Consider the following 25,192-nt stretch of genomic DNA (forward strand, 5'->3'; position numbering starts at 1 on the left):
AAACATGTCAACTTTGGAAATTAAGGATTTGTACGCTTCTGTAGAAACAAAAGAAGGTCGCAAGCAAATCTTAAAAGGCGTAAATCTTACAGTTAATTCTGGCGAAACTCACGCAATCATGGGTCCTAACGGATCTGGAAAGTCTACTCTTGCCTACACTTTGGCAGGGCACCCAAAGTATGAAGTAGATTCGGGTCAAGTTCTTCTCGACGGCGAAGATATTTTGAAAATGACTCCTGACGAACGCGCGAAAGCCGGATTATTCCTCGCAATGCAATACCCGGTAGAGGTACCTGGTGTATCTATGACGAACTTCCTTCGCACTGCAAAAACTGAAGTCGAAGGCAAAGCTCCATCTTTAAGAAGCTGGGTGAAAGAACTTAGCGAGGCTATGAAAAAGCTTCGAATGGATCCAAAATTTGCGTCGCGTTCTGTAAACGAAGGCTTTTCTGGCGGCGAAAAGAAGCGCGCGGAAGTTTTGCAACTAGAGCTTTTGAAACCAAAGTTTGCGATTTTGGACGAAACTGATTCCGGACTAGACGTTGACGCGCTTCGAATCGTGTCGGAAGGCGTGAATCGCGCCAAAGAGAACACTGGTTTGGGCATTATGATGGTTACACATTACACGCGAATCCTCAAGTATATTAAGCCGGATATTGTGCACGTTTTTGCGCAAGGTCACTTTGTGAAGACTGCAGGGCCGGAGCTTGCGGATGAGCTGGAAGAAGAAGGCTACGACAAGTACTTGCCGGAAGGTGCAACAGAGTCGGCGCTGGCTTAAGCGCGGTTTATAAATAATAGTTTTAAATAACGGCTTAGAATATGACTACAGTGATTGAAGAAAATATTATGCGAGAATTTAGCGATTTGCGCTCGCAGTTTCCGATTTTAAGTCGCACAGTTCATGGCACTTCGCTTCACGATACTGTGCACGGAAAACCCTTGATTTACTTGGATTCTGCAGCTACTTCGCAAAAGCCGCAAGTTGTAATCGATGCCGAAAAAGAATTTTACGAAACAATTAACGCTGGTGTGCACAGGGGAGCGCATGAGTTGGCGGCGCTTTCCACGGTTGCGTTCGAAGAAGCGCGTGCGAAAGTTGCGCGGCTTGTTGGAGCATGCGCGGACGCTGGCAGCGAGGAAATTATTGTTACTCCGGGCGCGACCGGCGCACTTAATCTTCTCGCAACTGCTATTGGTAACGCTAGTGCGAAGGCGAGAATTTGCAAAAAATGCAGCGATGATTATGCCGATTCTGCTGATTTTAAGCGTGATTTCCGCCAAAATTTTGCTCTTCGAGAAGGCGACTCAATAGTCGTATCTCGCGCAGATCACCATTCTGTTTTGCTACCATTTCAAGAGCTGGCTCTTCGCACTGGAGCGGAGCTTCGCTGGATTGATGTAACAGAAGACGGTCGTGTGCGTACGGATGCAGATTATTTGCGAACAATTATTGACGAGCACACGAAAATTGTTGCAGTTACGCATATTAGCAACGTTACTGGTGCTATTACAGACGTTTCGTCGATTTGCAAGCGCGCTCACGAAGTTGGTGCGATTTTTGTGCTTGACGCATGCCAGTCAGTGCCTCATATTCCGGTTGATTTTCACGCGTTAGACGTTGATTTTGCAGCATTTAGTGCGCATAAAATGTATGGTCCTACGGGAGTTGGATTCTTGTATGGTCGTCGCGAGCTTTTGGACGCGCTTCCGCCGGCGAATTTCGGCGGTTCAATGGTGGAGCTTGCGTGGCTTAACAAGCCGGCGCAATACATGGATGTGCCTTACCGTTTTGAAGCTGGAACTCAGCCGGTTGCGCAAATGGTTGCGGCCGGAGTTGCAGCGGATTGGTTGCGTGCGTTGGACATGAACCGAGTTGCAGAGCATGAGCAGGAAATTGCTGCAGAATTGCTAAAATTGCAAGATGTTCCAGGCGTGCGCATTTTGGGTCCGACTGATTTAGAGAATCGAATTGGCACAGTTGCTTTTGAAGTTGAGGGCGTGCATCCGCACGATGTTGGACAGTTTTTGGATGCTCAAGGCATTGCGATTCGCGTCGGGCATCATTGTGCTCAGCCGATTCACCGTCATTTTGGTGTATACGCTTCGAATCGCGCTTCTGTTGGTGTTTACAACACAGTTGACGAGGCTCGCGCGTTTGTTGAAGCAGTCTCACACGTTCGCGCCTACTTTGGCGCATAATATTGTTAGCGAGCGAGTTGGATAGTTAGCGAGTTAGGAAGTAGGTAAGGAGTGCGTATGTTTGATATGGGTTTTGGTGCGGGCGCTGGTTTTGGTGCGGGCGCTGGTTTTTCAGATGCGGCTGGTGACGGCTTAGAAAGCATGTACCAAGAAGTAATTTTGGATGCTGCGCGAAATCCGCATGGCAAAACTCATTTCGAAAGTACGGATGAGCTCGCACAAGCGGAATTGCAGGAAGAATCTCAAGAATCTGCAGAAAATACAAAATCTGCCGAAATCACCCTAAATAATACTCACGAAAGTTGTGCTGTTACATCTGACGAAAACTCTGCTTTAGGTCAATCGCACCAATTCAATCCAACTTGCGGCGACGAAGTTACCATGCGCGTGGAGCTTTCGCGCAGCGCAAATAATGACGAAACACCAATAGTATCAAGTATTAAGTGGGATGGTCATGGCTGCTCGATTTCGCAGGCAAGCCTTTCAATGATGGTTGATTTAGTCGAAGGAAAGTCGGTTGACGAAGCTTTGCGATTAGACGCGCTTTTCCACAAACTTATGGAATCTCGCGGAGAAGGTTTTGAAAACGAAGAGGACGAAGATGCGCTGGAAGATGCAATGGTTTTGCAAGGCGTATCGCGCTACCCAATGCGAATTAAGTGCGCGCTTTTGGCGTGGGAAGGCTTAAAAGACAGCATTGCAAAAGCCTCGCAAAACTTAAATCCGCAAATTCTTGGCAACTTGTAAAATCGAAATTTGGTACAAGCAAAGCAAGGAATATTATGGCAGAAAATCAATTGGCATCTGAGGTGACGCATGAAACGCATCCTGCGAATTTAAGCGCAAATGACATTGGCCGAGTTACAGAAGATGATATTTTAGACGCTTTACACGATGTTGTGGATCCTGAGCTTGGCATTGATGTGGTTGATTTAGGCTTGGTTTATGGCATTGAAATTGATGAGCTTGGGCGCGCAATTATTACTATGACGCTTACCACTCCTGCATGTCCGTTAACTGAATTGATTGAGGATGAGTGTGCGAATGCGCTCGCAGGCTTGGTCGAAGAGTTCCGCATTGACTGGACGTGGAAGCCGCGTTGGAGCGTTGAAAACATTAATGAGGACGGTCGCGCGCAGCTTGAGGCGCTTGGCTACAATCTCAACAGTTTGCAAGCGAATTTTGCTGCAGGAATGTACGGTTCTGGCGTAGTTGGCGATGCGTCGATGAGTGCCGGTATTCCGCCAACTGTGTGAGTATTTGGTTGGCGTGCTGTTTCGTTTTGTTGTTTCTGTTTTGCTGTTTTGTTTTGAAAGCAACGTATTGCACAAGTGGGAATTATGGGCGCTGAAATAAAGGCAGTTAGTGCAAGCGGTATCTGTGATATTCGCGAAATAAGTGATGTGCGCAAAAATAGTATCCGCGAGTATGCTTCGCACGGAATGACTGACGTTGTTTTCGACTTGCAATTGCTTGTAGATTGGGATGTGCGCCGCACTCTGGATGCAGATTATCCGGATTTTATTGGGGAAGTGCTCTTTAGTTTCGAGCCGGAATGGGGTTTTGAGTTTCACGAGTCATTGCGCGAGGCTGGGTGGAGCAGCAAGCAAGCGATGGATTCGTTTGATGAGCATCACGGGCCGGCAGTTACGTGGCTATATCGCTTGTATTTTGAGCGTTTCGAGCTCGGTTTTGCTGGCGAGCGCGCGGATGCTTCGGCTGTGGCGCGTGAGTTGATTGCGAGCGGAGTGCGCGTGTGGGCACTTGGTAACGCTTCTTGCGATTGGTTAAACTGCGCGCGCAAAACTTGCCCAATACTCGGTGAGTTAAACGGTGTTTGTGCATCTTACGAATCGCATTTGCGCAAACCCGACGTAATGCTTTATCGCGCATTTTTGCAACACGCCGGTCTTTCCGCTGCTTCCACGCTTTTTCTCGAAAGTGACTCTCGCGCAGCTTCTGCAGCGTCGCTGCTTTATTCTTAAGCTGCATTTCTAATCTGCGCGCGCTCGGCCGCTTCGAGCGAATCGTAGCCATACATGTGCACGGTATTCGCGATTATCATTTGCGTAAGATTTAGGTTTTCCGCGCGCAAGTTATGTACAAAACGCTGGTATTTTGCGAAAGTTGCGTCAGAATACGTGCTTAATTCGCCTCGCAAATAGGTTTCAAAAGACGTATTCTCTGCCGTATCTTCGCTAGTTTTAAGCACGCGCATCGCAAGACCTAAATGCGGGTAGCAATTGCGAAAATCTGCAGCCCACTCAACTTGAGTTAAAATAATCTGCTCCTGCGCGCTTTTTCTAGGCTCCAAAATCGGCTTAATATAAGGCTTAATCGTGCGCTCAAAAATTTCCGGCGCAGTCGACTCCATCATTCGCGCATACTTTTCCGTAATCAAATTGCCGCCGTCGCTATTCGCGAGCTCAAGATCCTGTTTATAAGACTCCTGCAAATCAAGCGGCCACGCCAAAAACTGACTTATGCGCATAATGCGAAAAGTTGGCCAGTTTCCTTGGCAATTCGCGCGTCCGCCTTCGTTTTCTGTAAGCTGGAACTGATTCCACTCGAGTTTAGTGATTTCTTCCGCAAGCTTTTCTGCTTTCGGATTTTGCGCTTTCGGCTTTTCTTCTTTCGGATTTGTTGATAAATTGCACATCATAAGCTCCTCAAACATGCTGCGCGCGAGTGAATATGTGCTTCAACGTACGGCCGCTGCCATTCCAAAAAAGTTTCGCTGCAATCGCTTAAGCCCTCGTATTGCAATTCTCGCACAATATCCTCGCAAATGCTGTCAATTATTTGCGTAACTTGCTTTTGCGCAAGTCCAGCGCCCTTGCCGCCTTCGCCAAAACCGTCGCCGCCGGAGCCGTCGCCGCCAAAGCAAGCAGCAGAAGAAAGTCGCATTATCGACTCAAGTTTGCTGCATACTTCCGGAAGCCTAGAAGCCATGCGATTGCTGAGCTTGCGCAACGCTGCAAATTGCCACTTGTAGTAGGGCAAGTAGCCTGCGGTTACAGGATTGTTGAGCAAAAACACGATTGAAGCGGTCGCGCGCACGAATTCGTTGATAGAAAGCCACGCGGCGGATGCGTCTTTGCGCGCGATCATGCGTGGGAAATTGTACTGGCCAGCTTGTGAAATCATGCCAAGTCTGCGCGAGATTAGTGAGATTCGCACGTCGTCCGGCATGAGTTTGAAGCTTTGGTGCGCCTTTGAGAACTCTCCAAGAGGGTCCGCGAAAATTTTGCCATTCGTCGCTGCTGCAAGCGTTAACTCGCTTAGCGATAGCCATAAGTGCGGCTCGTTTTGGCTTGGAGCAGTGGGGAAGCCGGTTAGATTTTCGAAAAATTCGCTTATGCTGAACACTCCGACTCGCTTGCTGCTTTCGCATGATTTTGCTCGCGGTGTTTCGTTGCGAGAACCAAAACCGGCGTATTTTCGCGGAAGTGCGTCGTAAGCAGTCTGCAAATCCGCGCCGATTTCCGCGTAATCTTTGTCGGTAAGCCATAAGCAGAATCCTGGTCCAAAATCGTGGTCTCGCGAAATCTCGTCGTCAAAACCGTAAGATTCCGATCCGTGACCAACTAATCCGGCTGCAATTCGATTTTTGTATTTTGCAAATTTTGGATTGGCTAGTAGGGCTTTTCCGTAAGTTTGCCAATATGATTGCGCTAATTGCATGCCGGTTTTTATGTTATGGTTTGCTTCGTTCTGGGTTGCTGCGTGTTGGTTTTCTGTTTGTTGGTTCGCTGATTCTTGAATTTTTGTAGATACTTCTGCAGATAGTTCTGCATTTTCTTCTGTGTTTATTTCTGCATTTTCTTCTGTATTTTTTCCTACAGACACTTTTTCGTATATTTTCGTAACTTTTTCTGCCAACTCGCGCGTCTGCCGCAAATTTTCTGCCGTAATCGCGTAAGATTCGCTATCTTTTCCGTAGCATCTCGCAATCAAATCAAGTGCCTTACTGTAACTTTCCTCAGCCTGAGCGTACTCTCCGCGCGCGCACTGTACTTGCGCAAAACCTGCCAATGCAGAAGCGTAGTGCGGCTGATTTTCGTTATTCCCCGCAATATACATGCGAACGCTGGCCGAAGCGTGTTCAAAAGCGGATTCAAGAGTTGCGGATTTGCTGTTTGTGCTGGTGTTGGGATGCGAGCACTCCTTCGTACACTCCTGCAGCATCGCAAGCGCAAGATTCGTGTGCGTGGCGGCAATATCGATGTCGCGCTCAGGATCTGTGCTCGTATTTTGCAAAATTTCAAGCGCCTGATTAAGCTCCTCAATTGCATCATGCGTGCGACCGGTTTCGCTGTAAAGCATCGAAAGATTGTTGTGAAGCGCGGCAAGCTTGCGGTTTTTAGTGCCGAGCGTTTCGGTGGATTCGTTAAGAGCTTGAGTGTAAATTTTTTCGGCGCGATCGTAGCTGCCTGCCGCGCGGAGGCTTGTGGCGGCGTTAATTAGTGTGGTTGTGCCAGCTTCGGTGCCAGCTAGCTGCATTTTGTTTGCAAGATTTAGAGCGCGATTGATGATTGGCTGATTTTTTGTGTGCTCTCCGCGCGAACGGTAAAAGCCCATGAGTTCGTTGAGAATAGACAGTTGCAGGGGATTGGCTTCGGTAAGTTTTCGCAAAAGATACGTTTCAATCGCGTCTGCGCTCGCGTGATTCGCGAACATTTCGTCAAGCTCGTTATAAAATTGCGCAGCGTCCTCCATCAAAGCCCCCTTGCTATTGCGCTTGTTCACAATCAATCGACTTCAACTTTACAGCCATGTAAAGAAACTGCCGTTTTACGGCAAATTGCGGCAGAAACTTTACGCACGTGTAAAGGAAATATCGCCTACGCGCCTTAATTCGGCAGAAATTTTACAGCCTTGTATAGGAAACATCGGATTGCGGGGGGTAATGTCAAAAATCAAAAGTCGGGCTGGCGGGATTTGAACCCGCGGCCTCTTCGTCCCGAACGAAGCGCGCTACCAAACTGCGCTACAGCCCGATGCTGAAACTAGCGAAAGCATATGCGCATAAAAGTTCCAACAACGTCCGTAATGTTACAGGTTGGCTAATACAAATTATTGTAAAGCGTGTGCAAGTCGCGCAAAGCAAGTCACGCAAAGTAAGTCCCGCGTAAGCATATTGCTACAGGCTGCGGAATTTCTTTGTAAATATATCGCAAATTATCGCTACAGCTTCTGTGCAAACATATTACAAATTATCGCTGCAAGTCGCGTATAAAACCTGTATTACCTACTGGCTACAATTAGCGTTTATGACTGACACCAATACTGCAATGTCTGCCGCGCAAAGTGCCGCAGAATCTGCCGCTAAAAATGCAGCAGAAAACGAAGCAACAGATACCGTCAATGAAATTGACACTGTTGAACATGCCGAAATGTTACTCGCTCAAGACGAGGCAATCTCCAAGCGCGTAAACGAAGGCGCAACCCTGGATGAAGCAATCGACCCAAGCAATAAAGAATTTGGGCCACAAGCTCATCCTGAGCAGGTACAGATGCGCGTTGCTAAGCGCGCAATGATGCTTAAGGAGGGTGTGCAGCCTTATCCTGTGCATCTTAACGTTACTGACACAATCGAAAAGGTGCGTGCTGATTTCGATGGCAAGCTTGAAGCAGGCGAAGAAACCGATACCGAGGTTGGTATTGCAGGTCGCGTGCTTTTCTTGCGTAACGCTGGCGGCTTGTGCTTTGTTAAGCTTTCTGCCGGTGACGGTACTACGATTCAGGCGATGGTTTCCAAGAAGGAAATTGGTGAGGAGTCCATTAAAAGTTTTAAGCAGATGGTGGATTTGGGTGACCACTTGTACGTTCGTGGTCGCGTGATTTCTTCTAAGACTGGCGAGCTTTCTGTATTTGCAACCGAGTGGGCGATTGCGGCTAAGGCTTTGCAGCCGCTTCCGGCTTTGCATAAGGAATTAAGCGACGACACTCGTACGCGCAAGCCTTATATTGGCATGATCGCGGACGAGAAGATTCGCGATATGGTTCGCAGGCGTTCGCGCGCTGTGGCTTCGCTTCGCCGCACTTTCGACAGTCATGACTTCTTGGAAGTCGAAACTCCAATGTTGCAAACGGTTCATGGCGGTGCTGCTGCTCGTCCATTTACAACTCACATGAACGCTTTCGACATTGATCTTTATTTGCGCATTGCTCCGGAGCTTTTCTTGAAGCGCTGCTTGGTTGGTGGCATTGAGCGCGTGTTTGAAATCAACCGCGATTTCCGCAACGAAGGCGTGGATGCAACTCACGCTCCAGAGTTTACAATGCTTGAGGCTTACCAAGCTTACGGCACTTACGATACGATTGCTGCTCTTACCAAGGAGCTGATTCAGAAGGCTGCACTAGACGCATTCGGATCTACTAAGGTGACTTTGCTCAACGGCGAAGAATACGATTTTGGTGGCGAATGGAAGCAGATTACCATGTACGGCTCGCTTTCTGAGGCTTTGGGCGAGGAGATTACTCCGGAAACTTCTGTTGAGCATTTGGGTGCGATTGCAGACAAGCTTGGCGTTGAGCGCGATGACGTGGAAAATCACGGCAAGTTGGTTGAGCACTTGTGGGAGCACTTCTACGAGGATAAGCTTTACGAGCCAACGTTTGTGCGCGACTTCCCAGTTGAGACTAGCCCTCTTGTTAAAGGTCATCGTACGAAGCCTGGAATGGTCGAAAAGTGGGATTTGTACGTGCGTGGCTTTGAGCTTGCAACCGGCTACTCCGAGCTTAACGATCCTGTTGTGCAGCGCGAGCGCTTTGTTGCTCAAGCTAAGGATGCTTTGGCTGGCGATGTTGAGGCAATGGATATTGACGAGGACTTCATTGAGGCTCTCGGCGTCGGTATGCCTCCTGCTGGCGGCATGGGAATGGGTATTGATCGCTTGCTGATCGCTCTTACTGGCGCAACTATTCGCGAGACAATTACGTTCCCACTCGTGAAGCCACTTCGTTAGTTGTGATTATCGCTAGTTGTATTAGTTATAATCAGTTGAATTAATCTTAAAAGTCGTTGAATGCTATTTTAGTGTTCGGCGACTTTTTTGATTAAATTTTTCATGTTTGTTTACTTTTTGTAAGTAGTCGTACGAAACGAATAGACTAGGTAACTATGACATACAAATTAGTATTGCTCCGACATGGTCAGAGCGCATGGAATAAGACCAATCAGTTCACTGGTTGGGTTGATGTACCGCTGACTGAGCAGGGTGTTGAGGAAGCTAAGCATGGTGGCGAGCTTCTTAAAGAGAAGAACGTTCTTCCAGACATCGTGTTCACTTCTTTGCTTCGCCGCGCTATCAATACCGCGAATTACGCGCTTGATGCAGCCGACCGCTTGTGGATTCCAGTTCGTCGCAGCTGGCGTTTGAACGAGCGTCATTATGGTGCTTTGCAAGGTAAGAACAAATCTGAGATTCGTCAGGAATATGGCGATGAGAAGTTCATGATTTGGCGTCGTTCTTACGCAACTCCACCTCCTGAGATTGATCCAAACGATGAGTATTCTCAGACGAATGATCCTCGTTACGCAGGCGATCCAGTTCCAGAAACTGAAGCTTTGGCAAACGTTGTGACTCGCGTAACTCCTTATTGGGAGTCGGATATTATTCCAGAGCTTAAGTCCGGCAAGACTGTAATGATTGCTGCTCACGGCAACAGCTTGCGCGCAATCGTTAAGATGCTCGATAACTTGAGCGAGGAAGAGATTTCCAAGGTGAACATTCCAACCGCTATTCCTCTGCTTTACGAGTTGGATGAGAACTTCAAGCCAATCAAGCCTCGCGGTGAGTATTTGGATCCAGAAGCTGCTGCTGCCGGCGCTGCTGCCGTGGCTGCTCAGGGTCAGAAGTGAGACTCTGATTAAGCTGGATTTGGTTTGCTTAAGTTAGCTTTTACAATAAAAGTAGGTTTGCAATTAATTTGCAGACCTACTTTTTTATTCACGTTTTATTTTCGTGCGCACTTTGAGTAACTTGAAAGTGCGTAGCGCGTTTCGCTGTAACCGCTTTACGCTACAACCGTGTCTTTATCTGGCTCCGGCTTCTTGGACGGATCGAATCCGGAAACAATAAACACAATTTGCCTTGCGACGGCAACGCAATGGTCTCCAATTCGCTCAATAAAGCGGCTAAGCAGAACGACATCAATTAACTGCCTGCGTGTACCCTTCCAATTTTCGCCTTCTACCAGCTCAAAAATCTTTTCGTGCAATTTGTCGAGCGCATCGTCGCCAGCAATAATAGTTTCCGCCATTTGCACATCGCGATTTGCAACCATGGTCGTTAAGCGGCCTGACAGTTCGTGCAAGAAATCAACCATTGCAACAATAGTTTCGCGTCCTTCTTGCGCAATAGCAGATTCAGGCCAGGTTCGTCTAGTAATTTGAGCGATATGACTTGTTAAATCTCCCATGCGTTCAAACGTTGCAGCTAACCGCATTGTAGCTACAACTTCGCGCAAGTCCGTTGCCACAGGGTTTTGGCGAGCAAGCAAAGTCAAGCATTGGTCAATAGTGCTTGCTTCTAAAGCGTCTAAGTCTGCGTCTTTATCGATAACAGTTTGAGCAGCTTCCAAATCCGCGTTTAAAAGCGCGCTTCCAGCATCGTTCATAGCTTTTGCTACAAGTTCTGCCATGCGCTCGATGTTTGAAGCAATTGCCTTCATTTCTTCGTTGAAAATTACTCGCATGGTGCGTCCTTTCTCAGTGCTGTGAGTTTATTTGAACGCCTAGTTTGCACGTTGCTATAAGTCAGGCATCCTATGTAATTATAGACGACGCTGGTAACGAAGCGACCGAAACTTTACAGCCGTGTAAAGTTTCTGCCGCTTTTTAGTTGCATAGTTACAAAAGCGCGCAAAATATGAGATTATAGGAGTATGCCTCAAGGTTCTTCTGCGGTTGTGATCGTTGTATTTGTTGCTTTCGGCGTGCTTGCGTTGTGCGTTGTGCTTTCGTTGTGTGTGTTGATGTCGGATTGGTTTTCTACAGTTTTGCGTCTTTTTAAGCGAGCGTTTAATTATATTCGTGGCGCAAGGTATGGCGCAAAGTATGACGAAAGCGACGACATAACCGACGACATCAGCGACAACGCAAGTGACGACATCAGCGACGACGCGTCCCAAGTTTTGGCAATGCTCGACATGCCAACTGTTGTAATTGATGCCAACAATGACGTAATTCGCGCAAGTTCTGAAGCTTATTTGCTGGGTGTTGTTAGCGATGATTCTCTATGTCAGCCTCGCGTTCTTCAAGCTGTTAATTCCGTACGCGCTTCTGGCGGATTCGAGCGCTTCTCTTTGGTTACTTCGACCCCTGAGCGTTATGTGTCAATAACTGCAAATCCTCAAGAGTCAACCACTGTTTCGCGCCCTAATTGGCTTACTGTTACGGCTGGAAGCATTGGAGGCGGTATTGTAGTTGTAATTATTGAGGATACGAGTGCAGCTCACCGTTTTGCGCAAACTCGCGACGACTTTATTTCCAACGTTTCTGAGCAGTTAATGCGATCTACTCGCAACTTAACTCAGCTTACGAAAGTTTTGCAAAACGAACAGGTATCTGCGCAAAAAATTAAAGATATTGCGCAAATTGCCGGTAAATCTTCCAAGAAACTTGAGCACATGCTTGAAGATTTGTTATGGCTGGTTCGCGCTCAAAATCCTATTGATTTAGATTCTGCGCAAGTATTTTCTTTGAATGATGTTTTGTCGTATGTGCAAAATCAAGTTGCTGCGTTTGCTAAGGATTGTTGCGTACGCGTCGTGTCAAAAGTCGATTCGCACTTATGCGTGCGCGGTGAAATTTCGCAAATTCAAGCTGCAGTGCGGAAATTAGTTGAGAATGCAATTACGTATTCTCCAAAAAATTCTACAGTTTCGCTATCTGCGTCACTTTCAACAGATGGTCAATACGCTGTGATTCGTGTTGTAGATCGCGGAGTTGGCATTGATTTGCAAGATCAGTCGCGAATTTTTGAACGATTCTATCGTGCGAATAATCAAAATAGTCAAAGCCAGGATGGTGTAGGTTTAGGGCTTGCAATTGCTAAGCATGTGGCACTTACGCACCACGGAAATATTACGCTTTGGAGTATGCCGGGGCAGGGTACTACCGTAAGTTTTGCGCTACCAATTGCAAATAAATAAGCAGCAAGTTAGCAAGTTAGCAAATCAGCAAGTTAGCAAATCAGCAATAAACTATTTTCCTAAGCGCCTGTAGTCCCAGCGGTCAAAATGTTCCCAGATTAATAGCAGAACGCCAATAATTGTTCCCGATACGCAAAACAGCACAGGAAACCAAGTTGTAATATGCAATAACGCAACGATAAGCGCAATCATTGTTGCGACTAGCCACGCGATCGTTCCTATAGCAAAAACCTTTCGCAAATCAACGCGCAGCGGTTTTGGTGCTGCTTTTCGTGCATCAGGATTAACTATAGGTGCAAATTTCATACTTCCAACCATACAACTTACCGAAGTCTAAGTGTGACAAGTGCAGCTTAAGCGCGAAAATTGGCGGATTTAGGTTGTGTGCGTTTCTTACATCCTAACCACGTTGTAACCTTTCACATAGAAGATTGGAAGAAAATCAGTTGGGGGTGTAGCGTTTGTGCGCTGCGTTCCACGTTTAACATAAGAAAGTGATTAGTATGAGACATGCTGCACATGGTGCCACAAAAGCAAAGAGGCGTGGTGATTCGCCGCTTTCGCTGTTTGTAGCTCAGCATGGCGCGCATGGTGCGCATAGTGTGCGCGGTATGCGTTCTGTTCAGGCTAATCGTGTTAGTGAGCGTTTGGCTGCGGTTGCTACTAGCAATGGTGCTGTTGTAGAGCTTCCAGAAGCTGTTTCTGAGCGTTTGCAGGAGCTTGTTCCTCAAAGCAGGCGCGCGCTTAGGTTGTCTAAGCTTGCTAATGAGCGTCGTCACAATGTAATACTTTCGGCTTCTCTTGTTGCAATGGTTGGTACTGTTGCAGCTACTATGGCTTTAACTAAGGTTAATAGTTTTGATGCTCGCGCTTCCGAATTTGAGCCGTCTATGACTGCAGTTGGCGACGCATCTTCAACAGTTTCGCGTTCTAGCCAGCGCGAGTCTCTTGATCCTATGGCGACTATTAATAATGCTGTTGACTCTATTGAGAATGCTGCTAAAAAATCGCATAATGCGGGCTCTGCTGATGCTGCAAATAGCGCGAATGAAGATAGTTCTGCTCGCTCGGATTCGAAGCATGGAAACTTAGCCAATAAGGTTGCTAATTCAGTACAACCTGGCACTTTTTCTACTATATCTTCGAAGTTTGATTCGTGGAATTTAGGTTCTGATTCAGGCTTTAATATTGCGGAAATGTCGCGTTCTGCTGCGAATAATCCTAAGGTTGCTTTGTTGATAGATAAAGACTTTGACGTTTTGCCGAAGGGCTTTAATCCAAATCACGCAACTGGGGATACCGGTAACGCGTATGAGTTCAGCCAGTGCACGTGGTGGGTGTATATTCGCCGCCATCAGTTAGGTTTGCCTGTTGGCTCGCATTTTGGTAACGGAAATATGTGGGCTGATTCTGCGCGCAGTCTTGGCTATTGGGTAGATAATTCCGCTCGTCATGTTGGCGATATCATGGTGTTCCGCTCGGGTCAGGCTGGTTCTGATCCATTCTATGGGCACGTTGCAGTTGTTGAAAAAATTAATTCAGACGGTTCTATTGAAACTTCTGAATGTGGCGCTTCTTACCAAGGACGAACTTTCTCGCGCAAGTTTGACGCTAAGAAAGTTTCTCAATATCAGTTTATTCATTACTAAAGCTGCATTACTGAAGCTTCGTTACTAGAGCTGCTTTGTTTGTTACTAAAATTAGTTTGTTTATTACTGGCGTTGCTATTTTTCTCGTATGTAATACCCAGATGATACACTACGGAAAGTATGCTAAAACAAAGTAGAATTTTCTCAGTTTTTGTATCAGCTGCCGCTGCAGCTTCAATGCTTACTGTTATGGTGCCATTCGCCATGGCAGAATCTTCGCATGAGCTTTCCGACTCAGCTGTCACTTCTACGCGCGCATTTCCAAAGGTGACGAATGTGCGTCGCGATATTTTAACTGAATCTACTTCTACTGATGTCGACGCAAATTCCCATTGGGGTGGTATAGAAAGCTTGAATGTACCTCAAACTAAGACTCCTAGCGAACAAGCTGCTGAAACGGCACGCCGTGCTTTTGCTGGAAATGCCGCTGCAAGCCGTTCTGGTTTCCGCAGTGGTGCTGAGCAGGTTCCTCTTGCTTCTGTAGTTCCTCCTGACGGTAAGTCTGTTGCCTCTCTTTTGAATTTTGCTACTCAATTCTTAGGCAAAGTTCCGTATCGTAGTGGTGGCAATACTCCTGCTGGATGGGATTGCTCCGGTTTTGTGCAGTATGTTTTTGCTAGTGTTGGTATTTCTTTGCCTCGTACTTCTGGAGCGCAGGCAACTGTTGGAACCCCAATCCCAAGTTTGGCTCAAGCGCAGCCTGGAGATATTATCGCGAATGCGCAGCATGCTTCTATTTATGTTGGTAACGGCATGGTAATTAATTCGCAGCTTGCTGGCACTAAGTATGATCCTATCCGCTGCGTGTTCCCAGGCGGATACTCTATTCGTCGCGTTCTGTAGTTTCTATAGCTTCTGTAGAGTTTCTGTAGTCATATATCGCAAAACTGGCCAACACTCAATCTAAAATTACGCTACAATAGTATTTACAAGTTGTGCGCGAGTGACGCTGCTGTCGCAAGTGCAAGTATGAGGAGGTTGGCAATGATCCCAGAAAAAGCTGTATTGGTTGGAGTTGACGGCTCACACGCGAGCTATAAAGCGGTTTGGTGGGCTGCAAATTATGCAAAGCATGCTGGGTTGCAATTGCAAATTGTTTGCGCTTATTCGTTGCCAAGTTATGCTGCTGTTTCTTTTGATGCCACTTACACTGCGATTGGTGACGATAATGCAGCTCATCACGATGCACAAGAAATTCTATCTAAAGCAAAAGCTGTTGCTCTTGAGCAGGGTGTTGACGCGACTACGCTAATTGTTACGGGTGATCCTTCCTCGGTTTTCGTGGAGCTTTCTCGTAACTATCAGCTTATTGTGATTGGCAATCGCGGCAAAGGTGGCTTAGCAGAGCGTTTGCTCGGCACAACTAGTTCTTCGCTTCCAGCTTATGCGTATTGCCCAATTGTGGTTGTGCCTTACACTGACGATGACGGTCAGCGTATTCATTTGAATAATACGATTACGCGTGTGGCTGTTGGTTCTGACGAGTCAAAGTGGGGGCTTAAAGCTCTTGAAATTGCGGCTGATTTGGCGGATAGCTGGCATGCTGAGCTTGATGTTATTTCCGCAGTGCCAAGAGTGCAAGGTGCTGAGGGCGACACCGCTGTTATGGGCTCGTACATGGAGGATCTTGAGGAGCGCGTGAAGCCAATTTTGCAGCGTTTGCCGGATTTGCAAATTCATCGAACTGTTGTGCCTGGTTCTGCTGTTGAAGCTTTGACTCAAGCTAGTTTGAATCATGATCTTGTGGTTGTTGGTTCTCGCGGTCGCGGTGGCTTTACCGGTTTGCTGCTTGGCTCGATTAGCCAGGGATTGTTGCAGCATTCTTCGAGGCCTGTGTACGTTGTGCCGCGCAAGTATGTGGAATTTAGTGCAGCTCAGGTTGCGGCAGCGCAAAAGCAGCATTCTGAAGCGTCTATTGACGATATTTCCGGAGTGCATGAGGTTGATGTGCCGAAGGCTGGTAAAGAAGCTGCTAAGGAGATTGAACAAACAATCGATCCGCTGCGATAATGCAACGACTGCTTGGGATAACGCTCGCGTTGCTGCGACGACCTGCTTGAGCGCAGCACAGCGCGCGCGAAAGCAACTCGGAGCGCCGAGCTTGCTTAGGGTTGAAAGCACGGTGTGCTTTCAACGCAAGCGAGGTCTGCCTTCGTCTCGATTGACGAAGGCAGGACAGATTTGTGTGGTTATGCTTTAGAAACTAGGTTGTGTTTTGTGTGCGCTGACGACCTGCTTGAGCACTGAATTACTAGCGTTGACTTGCTTTCTGCGCGCGTGTCTCATTTTGCCCATTTTGAGACACTGGTGCAGATGAGTTACTGCGTTATTGTCTCTGTTTGGTTGTTTTCGGACATTAGTGCAGATTGCGTACTGCGTTAGGGTCTCATTTTGCTTGTTTTGAGACATTCGTGCAGATTGCGCTCGCGCTGATTACGCTCGCGCGCGAAACTCGCGTTGGAAGTCCACTGGACTTCCAACTTAAGCGAGTTTCCGCTCCGAATTGCCTTCGCGCGCTAAAATCGCAGCGCGAAAGCAGGTCGTCGCGCTGCGCGCGTGTCTGAAGACCGGCGTAGTGAAACATTTGCCGGAGTTTTTACTGGCGTTTGTTGTTGGTTTTGCCGAAGCTGACCACATTTGCCGGGGATTTTATCCCACATTTGGAGCGCGCAGGTCATCTAGTCTTGCGGCTTTTGCGGCTCTTGCGACTCCGCTTCAGTATTCTCGCGCTTTTTCAGCATAAAACGCGCGCGTCTGGCATCTCGCTTAGCTTTCTTTTCAGCGAGCTTCTCTTTGTTCATCTCGATTGCGCGCTTGTAAATCTTAAGCAGCTCAAGTGCTTGGCTCTTAAAATCGTTATTTTTCGAATACTCGAGCACGTTCGCCTTAAGCTGAGCCTGCTCAGTCTCGCTCATATTCAAAACTTTACTAAAAACAGTTTTAAAATCTTCCTTAGTATCCCACTGATACCCGTTTTGACCGCTGATAATCTGCTTCTCATTCGGTACATCATGCTTTACAAGCGCAAACAGACCGGAAGCCATTGCTTCTAACATCGAAAGTGAGTGCATTTCGGAAAGTGATGCGGTTGTGTAGTAGTCCATTGCGTGCAAATACTTTGGAATTTCCGTGTGAGCAATAGGCCCAAGCAAGCAAATTCTGTCGTCAAAACCATTATCTGCCACGCGCTTGCGCAACGATTCCAAATCAGGACCGCCGCCAATAACAAATAAGCGCGCTTTTTCGCGAGGAAAATCGCAATACATAAAGTTGTCAATTAATTCTGAAATATTTTTTTCAGCACCGATTCTACCAACGAAAACAAACAGCTTAGTAGAGTCAGAAACGCCATATTTTTCGCGGAAAGCTTTGCGGAATGCAAGTCGTTCAGGTGTTGGTAGGAACTTTTTATATTCCACAGCGTTATTCAGCACAATCACTTTTTTATCAACCTTCTGACGGTCAATATATGCCTGTGCTTTAGGAGACATGCTCGTAATAATTGTGGCATTTTTCGAGAATCGCATAAAATATTTCGCCGAAATATTGCGAGAGAACTCAGTAAAATGCTTTAAGCCAATGTAAAACAGGAATTTATCGTATTCCGTGTGAAGCGTATAAATAACGGGAATATGCTCTTTTTTTGCTACTTCCAAGCCGATTTCGCCAATACCAAATTCGTTTTGAATATGAATAACGTCCGGCTTAAATTTAAGCGGCAGCTGCTTTCGCATGTGACCAATCGGAAGGGCAACGCGGTATTTGTAAAGCTTTTTAAGCAATATGCCTGGAACGTAAACAACTCCATCTTCAAGCTTGGTTTTGCGCTGTTTTTCGGAGCCGACCGTGACTACTAGCACTTCATGCCCGAGCTCTTCATACATCTTTTTGAGCATGTAAGACTGTGTTGCGACGCCATTTATGTACGGTGGATACGTTTCTGTAAAAATAGCGATTTTCAAAGTTTCCTCCGGTTGCATACATGCATGCGTAGCGTCATTATTGCGCAAATATCTTGTGTACTCAATTGTGCCACACGTGGTGAATTTTAGTGCAAGTTTAGTGCAAGTTTAGTGTGATTTTTCGCGACTTTTGGCTTATCCTAGCGTCGAACCGTAACGTTTACGCTTACTTTCGCCCCATTTTCGAGCGTATGCTTAACCGTGCAACCCCTGGAAATATGACGTTCCATGCGCTCTTTAAGCGCGGCCGCATCTTCCTGGCTGAGTGCAGGTTTTGCGCAAGTTGCGTCAAGAGTGACGTCTTCTTGAAAACGCAAGTACGTGCCTTCTTCCGCGTCGTACGTGCCGTTTACCACAACTCGCGCGCCGGCACCTTCGCCAACCGCCTGCTCAGCCGCGTACTGGCTGCTAAGCGCGGTGCAGCCGGCTAAAGCAATCTGCATCAGCTCAACCGGATTAAACATGCCTTCGCCGCGGCCAAACTTAAGGCTTGCACCGTCGTCGCTGTGTGCTTCCCAAGTGCCGTCTTCTGCGCGCTCAACCCATAATCTTCTAGACATTTTTGCTCCTTTGCTGTAGTCGTATTTGTTCATGTTATCGTAAGGATTGTAACTTTGCGTTCAATTGCAGAAGTTAGCGTTTTGCGCGGTAGGCATATGGTTTTACGAGCGCGATTCTTTAAATTTATTAGCACTTTGTTAACATGGCAGCATGGCTTTAACAGAAGAAGAACTTGCCGCAATTCGCGCGCGCGTACCACAAAAACCGCTTTCCAGCATCCCAACTCCTTACGAGGATTTAGTGCGAAAAATCCTTACGGAAGGCACTTTAAAATCAGATCGCACCGGCACTGGCACAATCTCACTTTTTGGTCAGCAAATTCGCTTCGATATTAGCAAATACTTCCCGCTGATTACCACGAAAACCGTGTTTTTCAAAGGACTTGCGTACGAGCTGCTTTGGTTCCTTAAAGGCTCGAGTAATGTGCGTTGGTTGCAAGAAAACGGCGTTCATATTTGGGACGAGTGGGCGGACGAAAACGGCGATTTGGGCCCTGTTTACGGCGTGCAGTGGAGGAGTTGGCCGGCTCCGACAGCGGAAAATCCAAACCGCACAATCGACCAAATCGCAAACGTTCTGGATCTTATGAAGAATCACCCAGATTCTCGCCGCATGATTGTTAGCGCTTGGAATCCTGCGGAAGTTGAGCATATGGCGTTGCCACCATGCCACTCGCTTTTCCAGTTCTACGTTGCCGACGGCAAGCTTTCGTGCCAGCTTTACCAGCGTTCTTGCGATATGTTCCTCGGCGTGCCGTTTAACATTGCGTCCTACTCGCTTTTGACGATGATGATGGCTCAGCAGGCAGGTTTGGAGCCGGGTGAGTTCGTGTGGACGGGCGGCGACTGCCATATTTACGACAATCACGTTGAGCAGGTGCTTGAGCAGCTTTCGCGCGAGCCATACCCGTATCCGCAGCTTGAAATTCGTAAGGCGGATTCGATTTTTGACTACGATTACAGCGATTTTAAGGTGATTGATTACAAGCATCATCCGACGATTAAAGCGCCGGTTGCTGTGTGATAATTGCGAATTATTTTGCTTGATTTAGCGTGTGAGGTGCGTATATGGCAAACAGCGTGTCACATAATTTCCCTGTGCGACTGATTTGGGGCGAGGCTTTTGGTTTGGACGGCAGGCCCGGCGCGATGGGCGTAAACGGAGGCATGCCGTGGCGACTTTCGCCGGATTTGCGCTATTTTAAGGCGATGACTATCGGTTGCCCTGTGATTATGGGTCGCGGTACATGGGATGCGATGCCGCCGAAATTCCGTCCGCTTCCGGGGCGCGAAAATATTGTTGTTACGCATAATCCTGATTTTGTGGCGGATAGAGCGCGTAGTTTTACTAGCATTGATGCGGCTTTAGATTATGCGCGCGAATGGCTGGAAAATAGGGAAGTGCTGGAAAGTCAGGAAAGCGTATCTCAAGACTCGCCTTTAGACGGACGAGCAATCTGGGTTATTGGCGGAGCTGCGATTTTGCGCGAAATGCTTGCGAATTATCACGCAGACGCAGCTTACGTAACGCAAATTGAAGCGAAAGTTGCAGCGGACACATTTGCTCCGAATATTCATGCATTAGTTGATGCAGGAAAATGGCATGTTGCGCGCGAAGGCGAGTTTGAGGAAGCGCCGCTGAAAGTTGGTAGCGAAAGCAATCCTGCACGATACCGGTTTATGGTATATGAGCCTGCTCAGTAAACGAGAAATCGCAAAGTAGACGAGACAGCAAAATAAACGAGACAGCAAAATAAACGAGACAGCAAAATAAACGAGGAAGCATGACTGAAGAATCAAGCAAAATCAAGGTAGACGCGCGTCACCCATATACCGTTATGACGGTTTGCACAGGCAATATTTGTCGCTCGCCAATGGCGGAAATTGTGTTGCGCAACGAGTTTCAATTGAGGGGATTGGGTGACGTTGTTGCCGTGCGTTCCAGCGGTGTAAGCGACGAAGAGTACGGAAATCCGATTGACCGTCGCGCGCAAAGGGAATTAACTAAGCGCGGATACAGGATTCCTGCGTCGCATTTTGCGCATCGAATTGAAGCGGATGAAATTGCGGAAACGAACCTGTTTTTGCCTATGACGGCTTCGCATATGCACTCGCTTTTGCGTTTGTTGCCGCCGCAAAAGCGCGAACTTGTGCACATGTACCGCGCGTTTGATCCATCGATTCCTAAGCCGCAGCCTGGTCGCGAGATGTTGCTTGACTTGGCTGATCCGTGGTACGGAGGTCCTCGCGAGTTCGAAGTTGCGATGGATCAGGTTGAGCAGTGCGCACCTTATATCGTCGATTGGGTTGCCGCGCGCATTGAGAGGGCTGACCGCTAATCTAAGCGCTCCAAATGTGAGGTAACGTTCGCGCTATAAGCGAGCACTTATAGTGCGAGCGTTTCCTCGTGTTTGCGGACATAGTTTAAATTTGTAGGTATAGTTTTACAGGTATCAATTACCGCTCTGTTACTTTTAGTTGGGAGGATTTATGGCAGGTTTGGCTGTCGAAGACGTGCGCGCTCGCGTGCAAAACGCCTGGAATGATGTAGTTTCCGTGTTGAATAAGAAGATTTCGCTGGCTGCGGTTTCTGCTAAGGGTATTGCCGGCGAGCATATGCAAAAGTCCGCGCAATACGTGGCTGGGGTATTGCGTGAGGTTGGTATTGACGCGCGCGTTGAGCAGTCCACGAATCCGGACGGCACTCCGGGGGCTTTTGAAGTGGTCGGCTCTCGTATCGTAAACCCAAGTGCGCCAACGGTTTTGCTGTACGCGCATCACGATGTGCAGCCTGTTCCGGACCCATCCGAGTGGAACACAAACCCATTTGAAGGCACAGAGCGCGACGGTCGCCTCTACGGACGCGGCTCAGCTGACGACGGCGGCGGAATCGCAATTCACTACGGAGCTTTGCGCGCACTAAGCGACGATTTGCGCGTAAATATTAAGGTTTTCATCGAAGGCGAAGAAGAAATGGGCTCGCCAAGCTTCATCCCGTTCATTGAATCGCATAAAGACGAGTTCGAATCCGACGTAATTATCGTTGCCGACTCCGGCAATTGGTCCGCCGAAATCCCAAGTCTTACAACGAGTTTGCGTGGAAATACCGACGTGGATGTAAGGGTTAAAGTACTTGGTCATCAAGTGCATTCTGGACAGTTTGGCGGTCCGATTTTGGACGCTTACACGCTCGCTTCCATGCTTATTGCCTCGCTTTACAACGAAGCTGGCGACTTGGCAGTTCCTGGAATTGAAGCACAGGAACCGGTTGGCGGTTTGCAGCGCGATTTGGACGAAGCACAAGTGCGCGCCGACGCTTCCGTGGTCGATTCTTATAAGCTTGCAGGCACCGGTTCTCTCGCCGCGCGCATGTGGACTAAGCCAAGCCTGACGGTAATCGGCATGGACGCACATCCTGTTGAGGGCAGTTTTAATGTGATTGCGCACGAAACTAAGTTGCGTCTTTCGCTTCGTACCGCGCCTTCGCAGCGTCCGGAAGAAGCGCAAAAAGCGTTGTGTGACTTCTTGGTATCTCACGCGCCTTTTGGTGCGGAAGTTACTGCAGAGCCGATTGATAACGGCATGGGTTGGGCAATGGATCCGGATGCTGTTGCAACGAAGGATGCGCTCGCTTCTATGCGCGATGCTTTCGGCGTGGAGCCGGTAAACAAGGGCGAGGGCGGCTCGATTCCGTTTATTCCTGAGCTTCAGCGCATCTTCCCGAAGGCGCAGGTGCTGGTGACGGGTCCGGAAGACCCTAAGTCTAATGCACACAGCCCGAACGAGTCGATTTCGCTTTCTGGTTTGCGCGGAAATATTGTGACGGAAGCGCTGCTTTTGGATCGATTGGGCGAGTAATTCTGGCTAATTTTGCGCGAAGGCGGCAGAAACTTTGCAACGCTGTAAAGTTTCTGCCGCTTCTGCCGTTTCCGCCGCGTCTGCATGCGTCTAGTCTGTTGAGTAATCTGCAAACATGACATGGAATCCATTTGCAAAGAAAACTGCCAATAATGAGGGCGCGTCTACTCCTTCGTCGCAAAAGAAAGTAGCGGATGCAGAATCGTCCGTAGCGACGAAATCTCGCGAAAAAAACGCGCCGACTCCTAAGCGCAACGCTGCTCAGGCGCAAAAGCTTCGTCCACTAGTGCCGGCAGATCGCAAGGAAAGTGCAAAACGCGCGCGCGCTCGTCTTCGCGAATCTGAGAATTTGCAATACAACGCAATGCGCACTGGCGATTTGGCGCATATGCCAAAAATTGAGCAGCTTCCGTGGCGTGTGTATATTCGCGATTACGTGGATGCTCGAATTAATATTGGCGAGTTTTTCATACCAGTTGCAGTGTTGATTATGATTTGCTTGTTTGCGCTATCTAAATTTGTGATTGTTTATTTTGTTTTTGCAGTGTTCTTGTACGCGTATTTGTTTGCATCTGTAATTGACATGTTTGTTATGTGGCGTAAGTTGCGTAAGGAGCTGATTCGTCGTTTTGGCGATGTGGCTGTGTCGCGCAAATCGCGTTCCGGCATGTATGCATTCAGCCGCGCTATGCAGCTTCGTCGCTGGCGTTTGCCTAAGCCGAGTAGCGCAAAGCGTGGTAACTGGCCGAAGTAAGTGTAAAAGTAAGTGTAAAAGTAAGTGCACAAGTAAGTGCACAAGTAAGTGCAAATTTATTAATATTTGCACAAGCTACTATTATTATTTGAGATACTCAAAATAACGCGAATATCATGGGGTAAACGCATGGCACAAGATAAAGCACAAAGCAAATCGCAAGGCGCGTCTCAGAGCGCGACGCAAGGTATGAAGAAGCCTAAGAAAAAGCAGGGCATGTTCTCGCAGATTATACGTATTTATAAGTACACGCATTCTGACGATAAGCAGCTGCCTTTGTGGTTGTCTTGCGCGTTTGCTGCACCGATTTTGGTTGCTGTAATTCTTGGAATTGTATCTCGTTGGTCCATTTTGATGTGGATTATGATGTTTATTACAGCGGTGATGCTTGGCTTGCTGCTGTTTACTGTTGTGCTTACGAAGCGTGCAGATAAAGTTGGTTACGCAAAGTTGGAAGGTCGCCCGGGTGCGGCTGCTGGCATTATTTCTGCGATTAATAAGGGCGGTTTTACTTTTCCGCAGCAGCCTGTGTGGGTGGACGCGCGCACGAAGGATGCGCTTTGGCGAGGCACTGGTTTTAACGGAATTTTCCTCGTTGGTGAGGGTAATTACGAGCGTTTAATGCATGCTATGGATCGACAGGAGCACGCTATTAAAAGCGTTACTGCCGGATCTAATATACCTGTATACCGTATTGCTGTTGGTAATGGCGAAAATCAGGTGAAGCTTAAAGAATTGCGCGGAAAGGTGTTGCGCTCGAAGACGCTACAGCCTGTGAAGCACAAGTTTGCGTTGTTCGATAAAATTCATCCGAACCGCCGATTCTTCCTTACTAAGACAGAGCTTGCGATTTTGAATGAGCGTTTGCGCACGTTGCAAAGCAAGAGTGGATTTGGCATTCCGAAGGGCATCGATCCAACGCGTCCTCAGCGCATCAGCCGTCGTGCAATGCGCGGTAAGTAAATTAAGTAAATTTTAGTGTTTTAGCCTTATTGTTGCGTGCGTAAGTGGCGTTTGTTCGTCGCTTGCGCACATTTTTATTGATGCGACGACCTGCTTGAGCGCAGCACAGCGCGCGCGTTTGGAGGGTTGGCGTCGACGCAGTGCCGTACAATCGTCAATCGACACGGGTGCTCTGTGTTATCTCGCTTATGCAAGCGTGAACATTCAGAGCTGAGAGAAAACCGCTTGAACGTGAATCCGGGTAATACCGGCGCACGGAGGTCTGTTTTTCCCGTGCCTGGAGAGGTGTTGCAAGGTTTCTTTGTAACGCAAAGTATTGCATGTAACGCATCACGATGTAACGCGTTTGACGCACAACATCGTAATGTACACATGTAACGCAAAATATTGCATTGCGCACAATGTAACGCATTGCAACACGTAACAAGAAAGGCACATTTTTATGTCAGAAGAAAATTATCAGTCCAACATGCAGTGGCGTGTTGCAGACATCGCAGTTGCTTCCGTAATTGGCGTTGTTTCTGCTTTTATTTATTGGGTTGTTGCCATTTTTAGTGAGGTTCCATGGACTGCGCTAAACAGCATTCTTCCAGGTTTTGCAGGTCTTATTAACGGTCTTTGGCTCTTCGCTGCTCCTTTGGCCGCAGTAATCGTGCGTAAGCCGGGTGCTGCTATTTACGCTGAAGTCGTAGCTGGCGTGCTCGAAGCTTTGATGGGCAATCAGTGGGGTGGTGCTGAAACCTTCGCTATTGCAGTGGTTCAGGGTTTGTTTGCTGAAATTGCGTTCATTATTTTCGCTTACAAGAAGTGGAATTTGAACACAATGATTCTTTCCGGCGCATTGACTGGTATTGGTTGCTGGGGTTACACCTTCCTCGGTAAGTTGCAGGCTGTTAGCGTATTCGGCAAGTATGGTCTTCCATACTTCGCCAGCACAGTGGTTTCCGGAATTGTGTTTGCTGGTGTTTTAATGTGGTTCTTGTATGTGGGAATCGCTAAGACCGGCGCGTTGGATCAGTTTGTGTCCGGTCGCGAAATACGCGAAAAATAGCGAATAACGTATTAAGAAATAACTAAAATCTA

The 25,192-nt window shown here is 47.7% G+C and carries 24 protein-coding genes and 1 tRNA gene; 18 read left to right on the forward strand and 7 right to left on the reverse strand.

The window, feature by feature from the left end:
• The first annotated feature begins 4 nt into the window (after positions 1–4).
• From sufC to K9E37_RS05065, 5 genes are all read left to right on the forward strand, one after another.
• On the forward strand, positions 5–781 hold the full coding sequence (gene sufC, locus K9E37_RS05045) for a Fe-S cluster assembly ATPase SufC (RefSeq protein ID WP_004110671.1): 777 nt from the start codon (positions 5–7) through the stop codon (positions 779–781).
• A gap of 68 nt (positions 782–849) precedes the next feature.
• Entirely contained in the window at positions 850–2,202 is a 1,353-nt protein-coding gene (locus K9E37_RS05050) for a SufS family cysteine desulfurase (RefSeq protein WP_248893611.1), read from the forward strand.
• Between the two features lie 57 nt (positions 2,203–2,259).
• Positions 2,260–2,949, forward strand: coding sequence for a Fe-S cluster assembly sulfur transfer protein SufU (gene sufU, locus K9E37_RS05055; RefSeq protein WP_102155401.1), 690 nt, complete (start codon positions 2,260–2,262; stop codon positions 2,947–2,949).
• 35 nt (positions 2,950–2,984) lie between these two features.
• A complete protein-coding gene (locus tag K9E37_RS05060; RefSeq protein WP_004105224.1) occupies positions 2,985–3,458 on the forward strand; it encodes a metal-sulfur cluster assembly factor in 474 nt (157 codons plus the stop codon).
• 84 nt (positions 3,459–3,542) lie between these two features.
• Positions 3,543–4,187, forward strand: a complete 645-nt coding sequence (locus K9E37_RS05065) for an HAD family hydrolase (protein WP_248893146.1) — start codon at positions 3,543–3,545, stop codon at positions 4,185–4,187.
• Here the strand turns inward: K9E37_RS05065 and K9E37_RS05070 are convergent.
• The 3 genes from K9E37_RS05070 to K9E37_RS05080 form a co-directional block, all read right to left on the reverse strand.
• On the reverse strand, positions 4,184–4,861 hold the full coding sequence (locus K9E37_RS05070) for a DUF4125 family protein (protein ID WP_248893613.1): 678 nt from the start codon (positions 4,859–4,861) through the stop codon (positions 4,184–4,186). The two genes, K9E37_RS05065 and K9E37_RS05070, sit on opposite strands and share 4 nt — an antisense overlap.
• A complete protein-coding gene (locus tag K9E37_RS05075) occupies positions 4,861–6,921 on the reverse strand; it encodes a DUF4037 domain-containing protein (protein WP_248893148.1) in 2,061 nt (686 codons plus the stop codon). The genes K9E37_RS05070 and K9E37_RS05075 overlap by 1 nt, the downstream gene beginning before the upstream one ends.
• A gap of 207 nt (positions 6,922–7,128) precedes the next feature.
• Positions 7,129–7,202: transfer RNA gene (locus K9E37_RS05080), tRNA-Pro, on the reverse strand.
• 273 nt (positions 7,203–7,475) lie between these two features.
• On the opposite strand from K9E37_RS05080, the gene lysS reads away from it, so the two are divergent.
• Together lysS and K9E37_RS05090 are read left to right on the forward strand one after the other, a co-directional pair.
• Positions 7,476–9,173, forward strand: a complete 1,698-nt coding sequence (gene lysS, locus K9E37_RS05085) for a lysine--tRNA ligase (protein WP_248893150.1) — start codon at positions 7,476–7,478, stop codon at positions 9,171–9,173.
• A 155-nt stretch (positions 9,174–9,328) separates the two neighbouring features.
• Entirely contained in the window at positions 9,329–10,069 is a 741-nt protein-coding gene (locus tag K9E37_RS05090; RefSeq protein ID WP_004112459.1) for a phosphoglyceromutase, read from the forward strand.
• 155 nt (positions 10,070–10,224) lie between these two features.
• On the opposite strand, the gene phoU is transcribed toward K9E37_RS05090, so the two are convergent.
• Complete coding sequence (gene phoU / locus K9E37_RS05095) at positions 10,225–10,905, reverse strand: phosphate signaling complex protein PhoU (protein ID WP_248893152.1); 681 nt, start codon at positions 10,903–10,905, stop codon at positions 10,225–10,227.
• Between the two features lie 189 nt (positions 10,906–11,094).
• Here phoU and K9E37_RS05100 point away from each other — a divergent pair, with 189 nt between their 5' ends.
• Positions 11,095–12,363 carry a sensor histidine kinase gene (locus K9E37_RS05100; RefSeq protein WP_116440380.1) on the forward strand — a complete coding sequence of 423 codons (1,269 nt, stop codon included), beginning with the start codon at positions 11,095–11,097 and terminating at the stop codon, positions 12,361–12,363.
• A 51-nt stretch (positions 12,364–12,414) separates the two neighbouring features.
• Here K9E37_RS05100 and K9E37_RS05105 read toward each other — a convergent pair whose 3' ends face one another.
• Positions 12,415–12,681: a DUF2530 domain-containing protein gene (locus K9E37_RS05105; RefSeq protein ID WP_004110629.1), complete on the reverse strand. Its 267-nt coding sequence runs from the start codon at positions 12,679–12,681 to the stop codon at positions 12,415–12,417.
• Between the two features lie 185 nt (positions 12,682–12,866).
• Here K9E37_RS05105 and K9E37_RS05110 point away from each other — a divergent pair, with 185 nt between their 5' ends.
• From K9E37_RS05110 to K9E37_RS05120, 3 genes are all read left to right on the forward strand, one after another.
• Positions 12,867–14,012 carry a CHAP domain-containing protein gene (locus tag K9E37_RS05110; RefSeq protein ID WP_248893154.1) on the forward strand — a complete coding sequence of 382 codons (1,146 nt, stop codon included), beginning with the start codon at positions 12,867–12,869 and terminating at the stop codon, positions 14,010–14,012.
• Between the two features lie 120 nt (positions 14,013–14,132).
• On the forward strand, positions 14,133–14,855 hold the full coding sequence (locus K9E37_RS05115; protein ID WP_076002665.1) for a C40 family peptidase: 723 nt from the start codon (positions 14,133–14,135) through the stop codon (positions 14,853–14,855).
• 141 nt (positions 14,856–14,996) lie between these two features.
• A complete protein-coding gene (locus K9E37_RS05120) occupies positions 14,997–16,022 on the forward strand; it encodes a universal stress protein (protein ID WP_004105206.1) in 1,026 nt (341 codons plus the stop codon).
• 668 nt (positions 16,023–16,690) lie between these two features.
• On the opposite strand, the gene K9E37_RS05125 is transcribed toward K9E37_RS05120, so the two are convergent.
• Together K9E37_RS05125 and K9E37_RS05130 are read right to left on the reverse strand one after the other, a co-directional pair.
• Positions 16,691–17,974, reverse strand: a complete 1,284-nt coding sequence (locus tag K9E37_RS05125) for a glycosyltransferase (protein WP_049762346.1) — start codon at positions 17,972–17,974, stop codon at positions 16,691–16,693.
• A gap of 140 nt (positions 17,975–18,114) precedes the next feature.
• The gene (locus K9E37_RS05130; RefSeq protein WP_248893156.1) at positions 18,115–18,534 is read right to left on the reverse strand and encodes an OsmC family protein; all 420 of its coding nucleotides are present in this window, start codon (positions 18,532–18,534) and stop codon (positions 18,115–18,117) included.
• A gap of 151 nt (positions 18,535–18,685) precedes the next feature.
• Between K9E37_RS05130 and K9E37_RS05135 the strand changes: the two genes are divergently transcribed.
• The 7 genes from K9E37_RS05135 (at position 18,686) to K9E37_RS05165 (ending at position 25,160) form a co-directional block, all read left to right on the forward strand.
• Entirely contained in the window at positions 18,686–19,558 is an 873-nt protein-coding gene (locus K9E37_RS05135; RefSeq protein ID WP_102155384.1) for a thymidylate synthase, read from the forward strand.
• 44 nt (positions 19,559–19,602) lie between these two features.
• Entirely contained in the window at positions 19,603–20,238 is a 636-nt protein-coding gene (locus tag K9E37_RS05140; RefSeq protein ID WP_102703392.1) for a dihydrofolate reductase, read from the forward strand.
• An 80-nt stretch (positions 20,239–20,318) separates the two neighbouring features.
• Positions 20,319–20,873 (forward strand): low molecular weight protein-tyrosine-phosphatase, encoded by a 555-nt coding sequence (locus K9E37_RS05145; protein ID WP_076002669.1) that lies wholly within the window; start codon positions 20,319–20,321, stop codon positions 20,871–20,873.
• A gap of 151 nt (positions 20,874–21,024) precedes the next feature.
• Positions 21,025–22,392, forward strand: coding sequence for a dipeptidase (locus tag K9E37_RS05150; protein ID WP_076002670.1), 1,368 nt, complete (start codon positions 21,025–21,027; stop codon positions 22,390–22,392).
• Positions 22,393–22,507: 115 nt separating this feature from the next.
• Complete coding sequence (locus K9E37_RS05155) at positions 22,508–23,146, forward strand: DUF3043 domain-containing protein (RefSeq protein ID WP_076002671.1); 639 nt, start codon at positions 22,508–22,510, stop codon at positions 23,144–23,146.
• A 189-nt stretch (positions 23,147–23,335) separates the two neighbouring features.
• A complete protein-coding gene (locus K9E37_RS05160) occupies positions 23,336–24,109 on the forward strand; it encodes a DUF4191 domain-containing protein (RefSeq protein ID WP_102155780.1) in 774 nt (257 codons plus the stop codon).
• Positions 24,110–24,551: 442 nt separating this feature from the next.
• Positions 24,552–25,160 carry an ECF transporter S component gene (locus K9E37_RS05165; RefSeq protein ID WP_076002672.1) on the forward strand — a complete coding sequence of 203 codons (609 nt, stop codon included), beginning with the start codon at positions 24,552–24,554 and terminating at the stop codon, positions 25,158–25,160.
• The last annotated feature ends 32 nt before the right edge of the window (positions 25,161–25,192 follow it).

Origin of the sequence: Gardnerella swidsinskii (assembly GCF_023277705.1) — a bacterium.
Classification (GTDB): Bacteria; Actinomycetota; Actinomycetes; order Actinomycetales; family Bifidobacteriaceae; genus Bifidobacterium; species Bifidobacterium swidsinskii.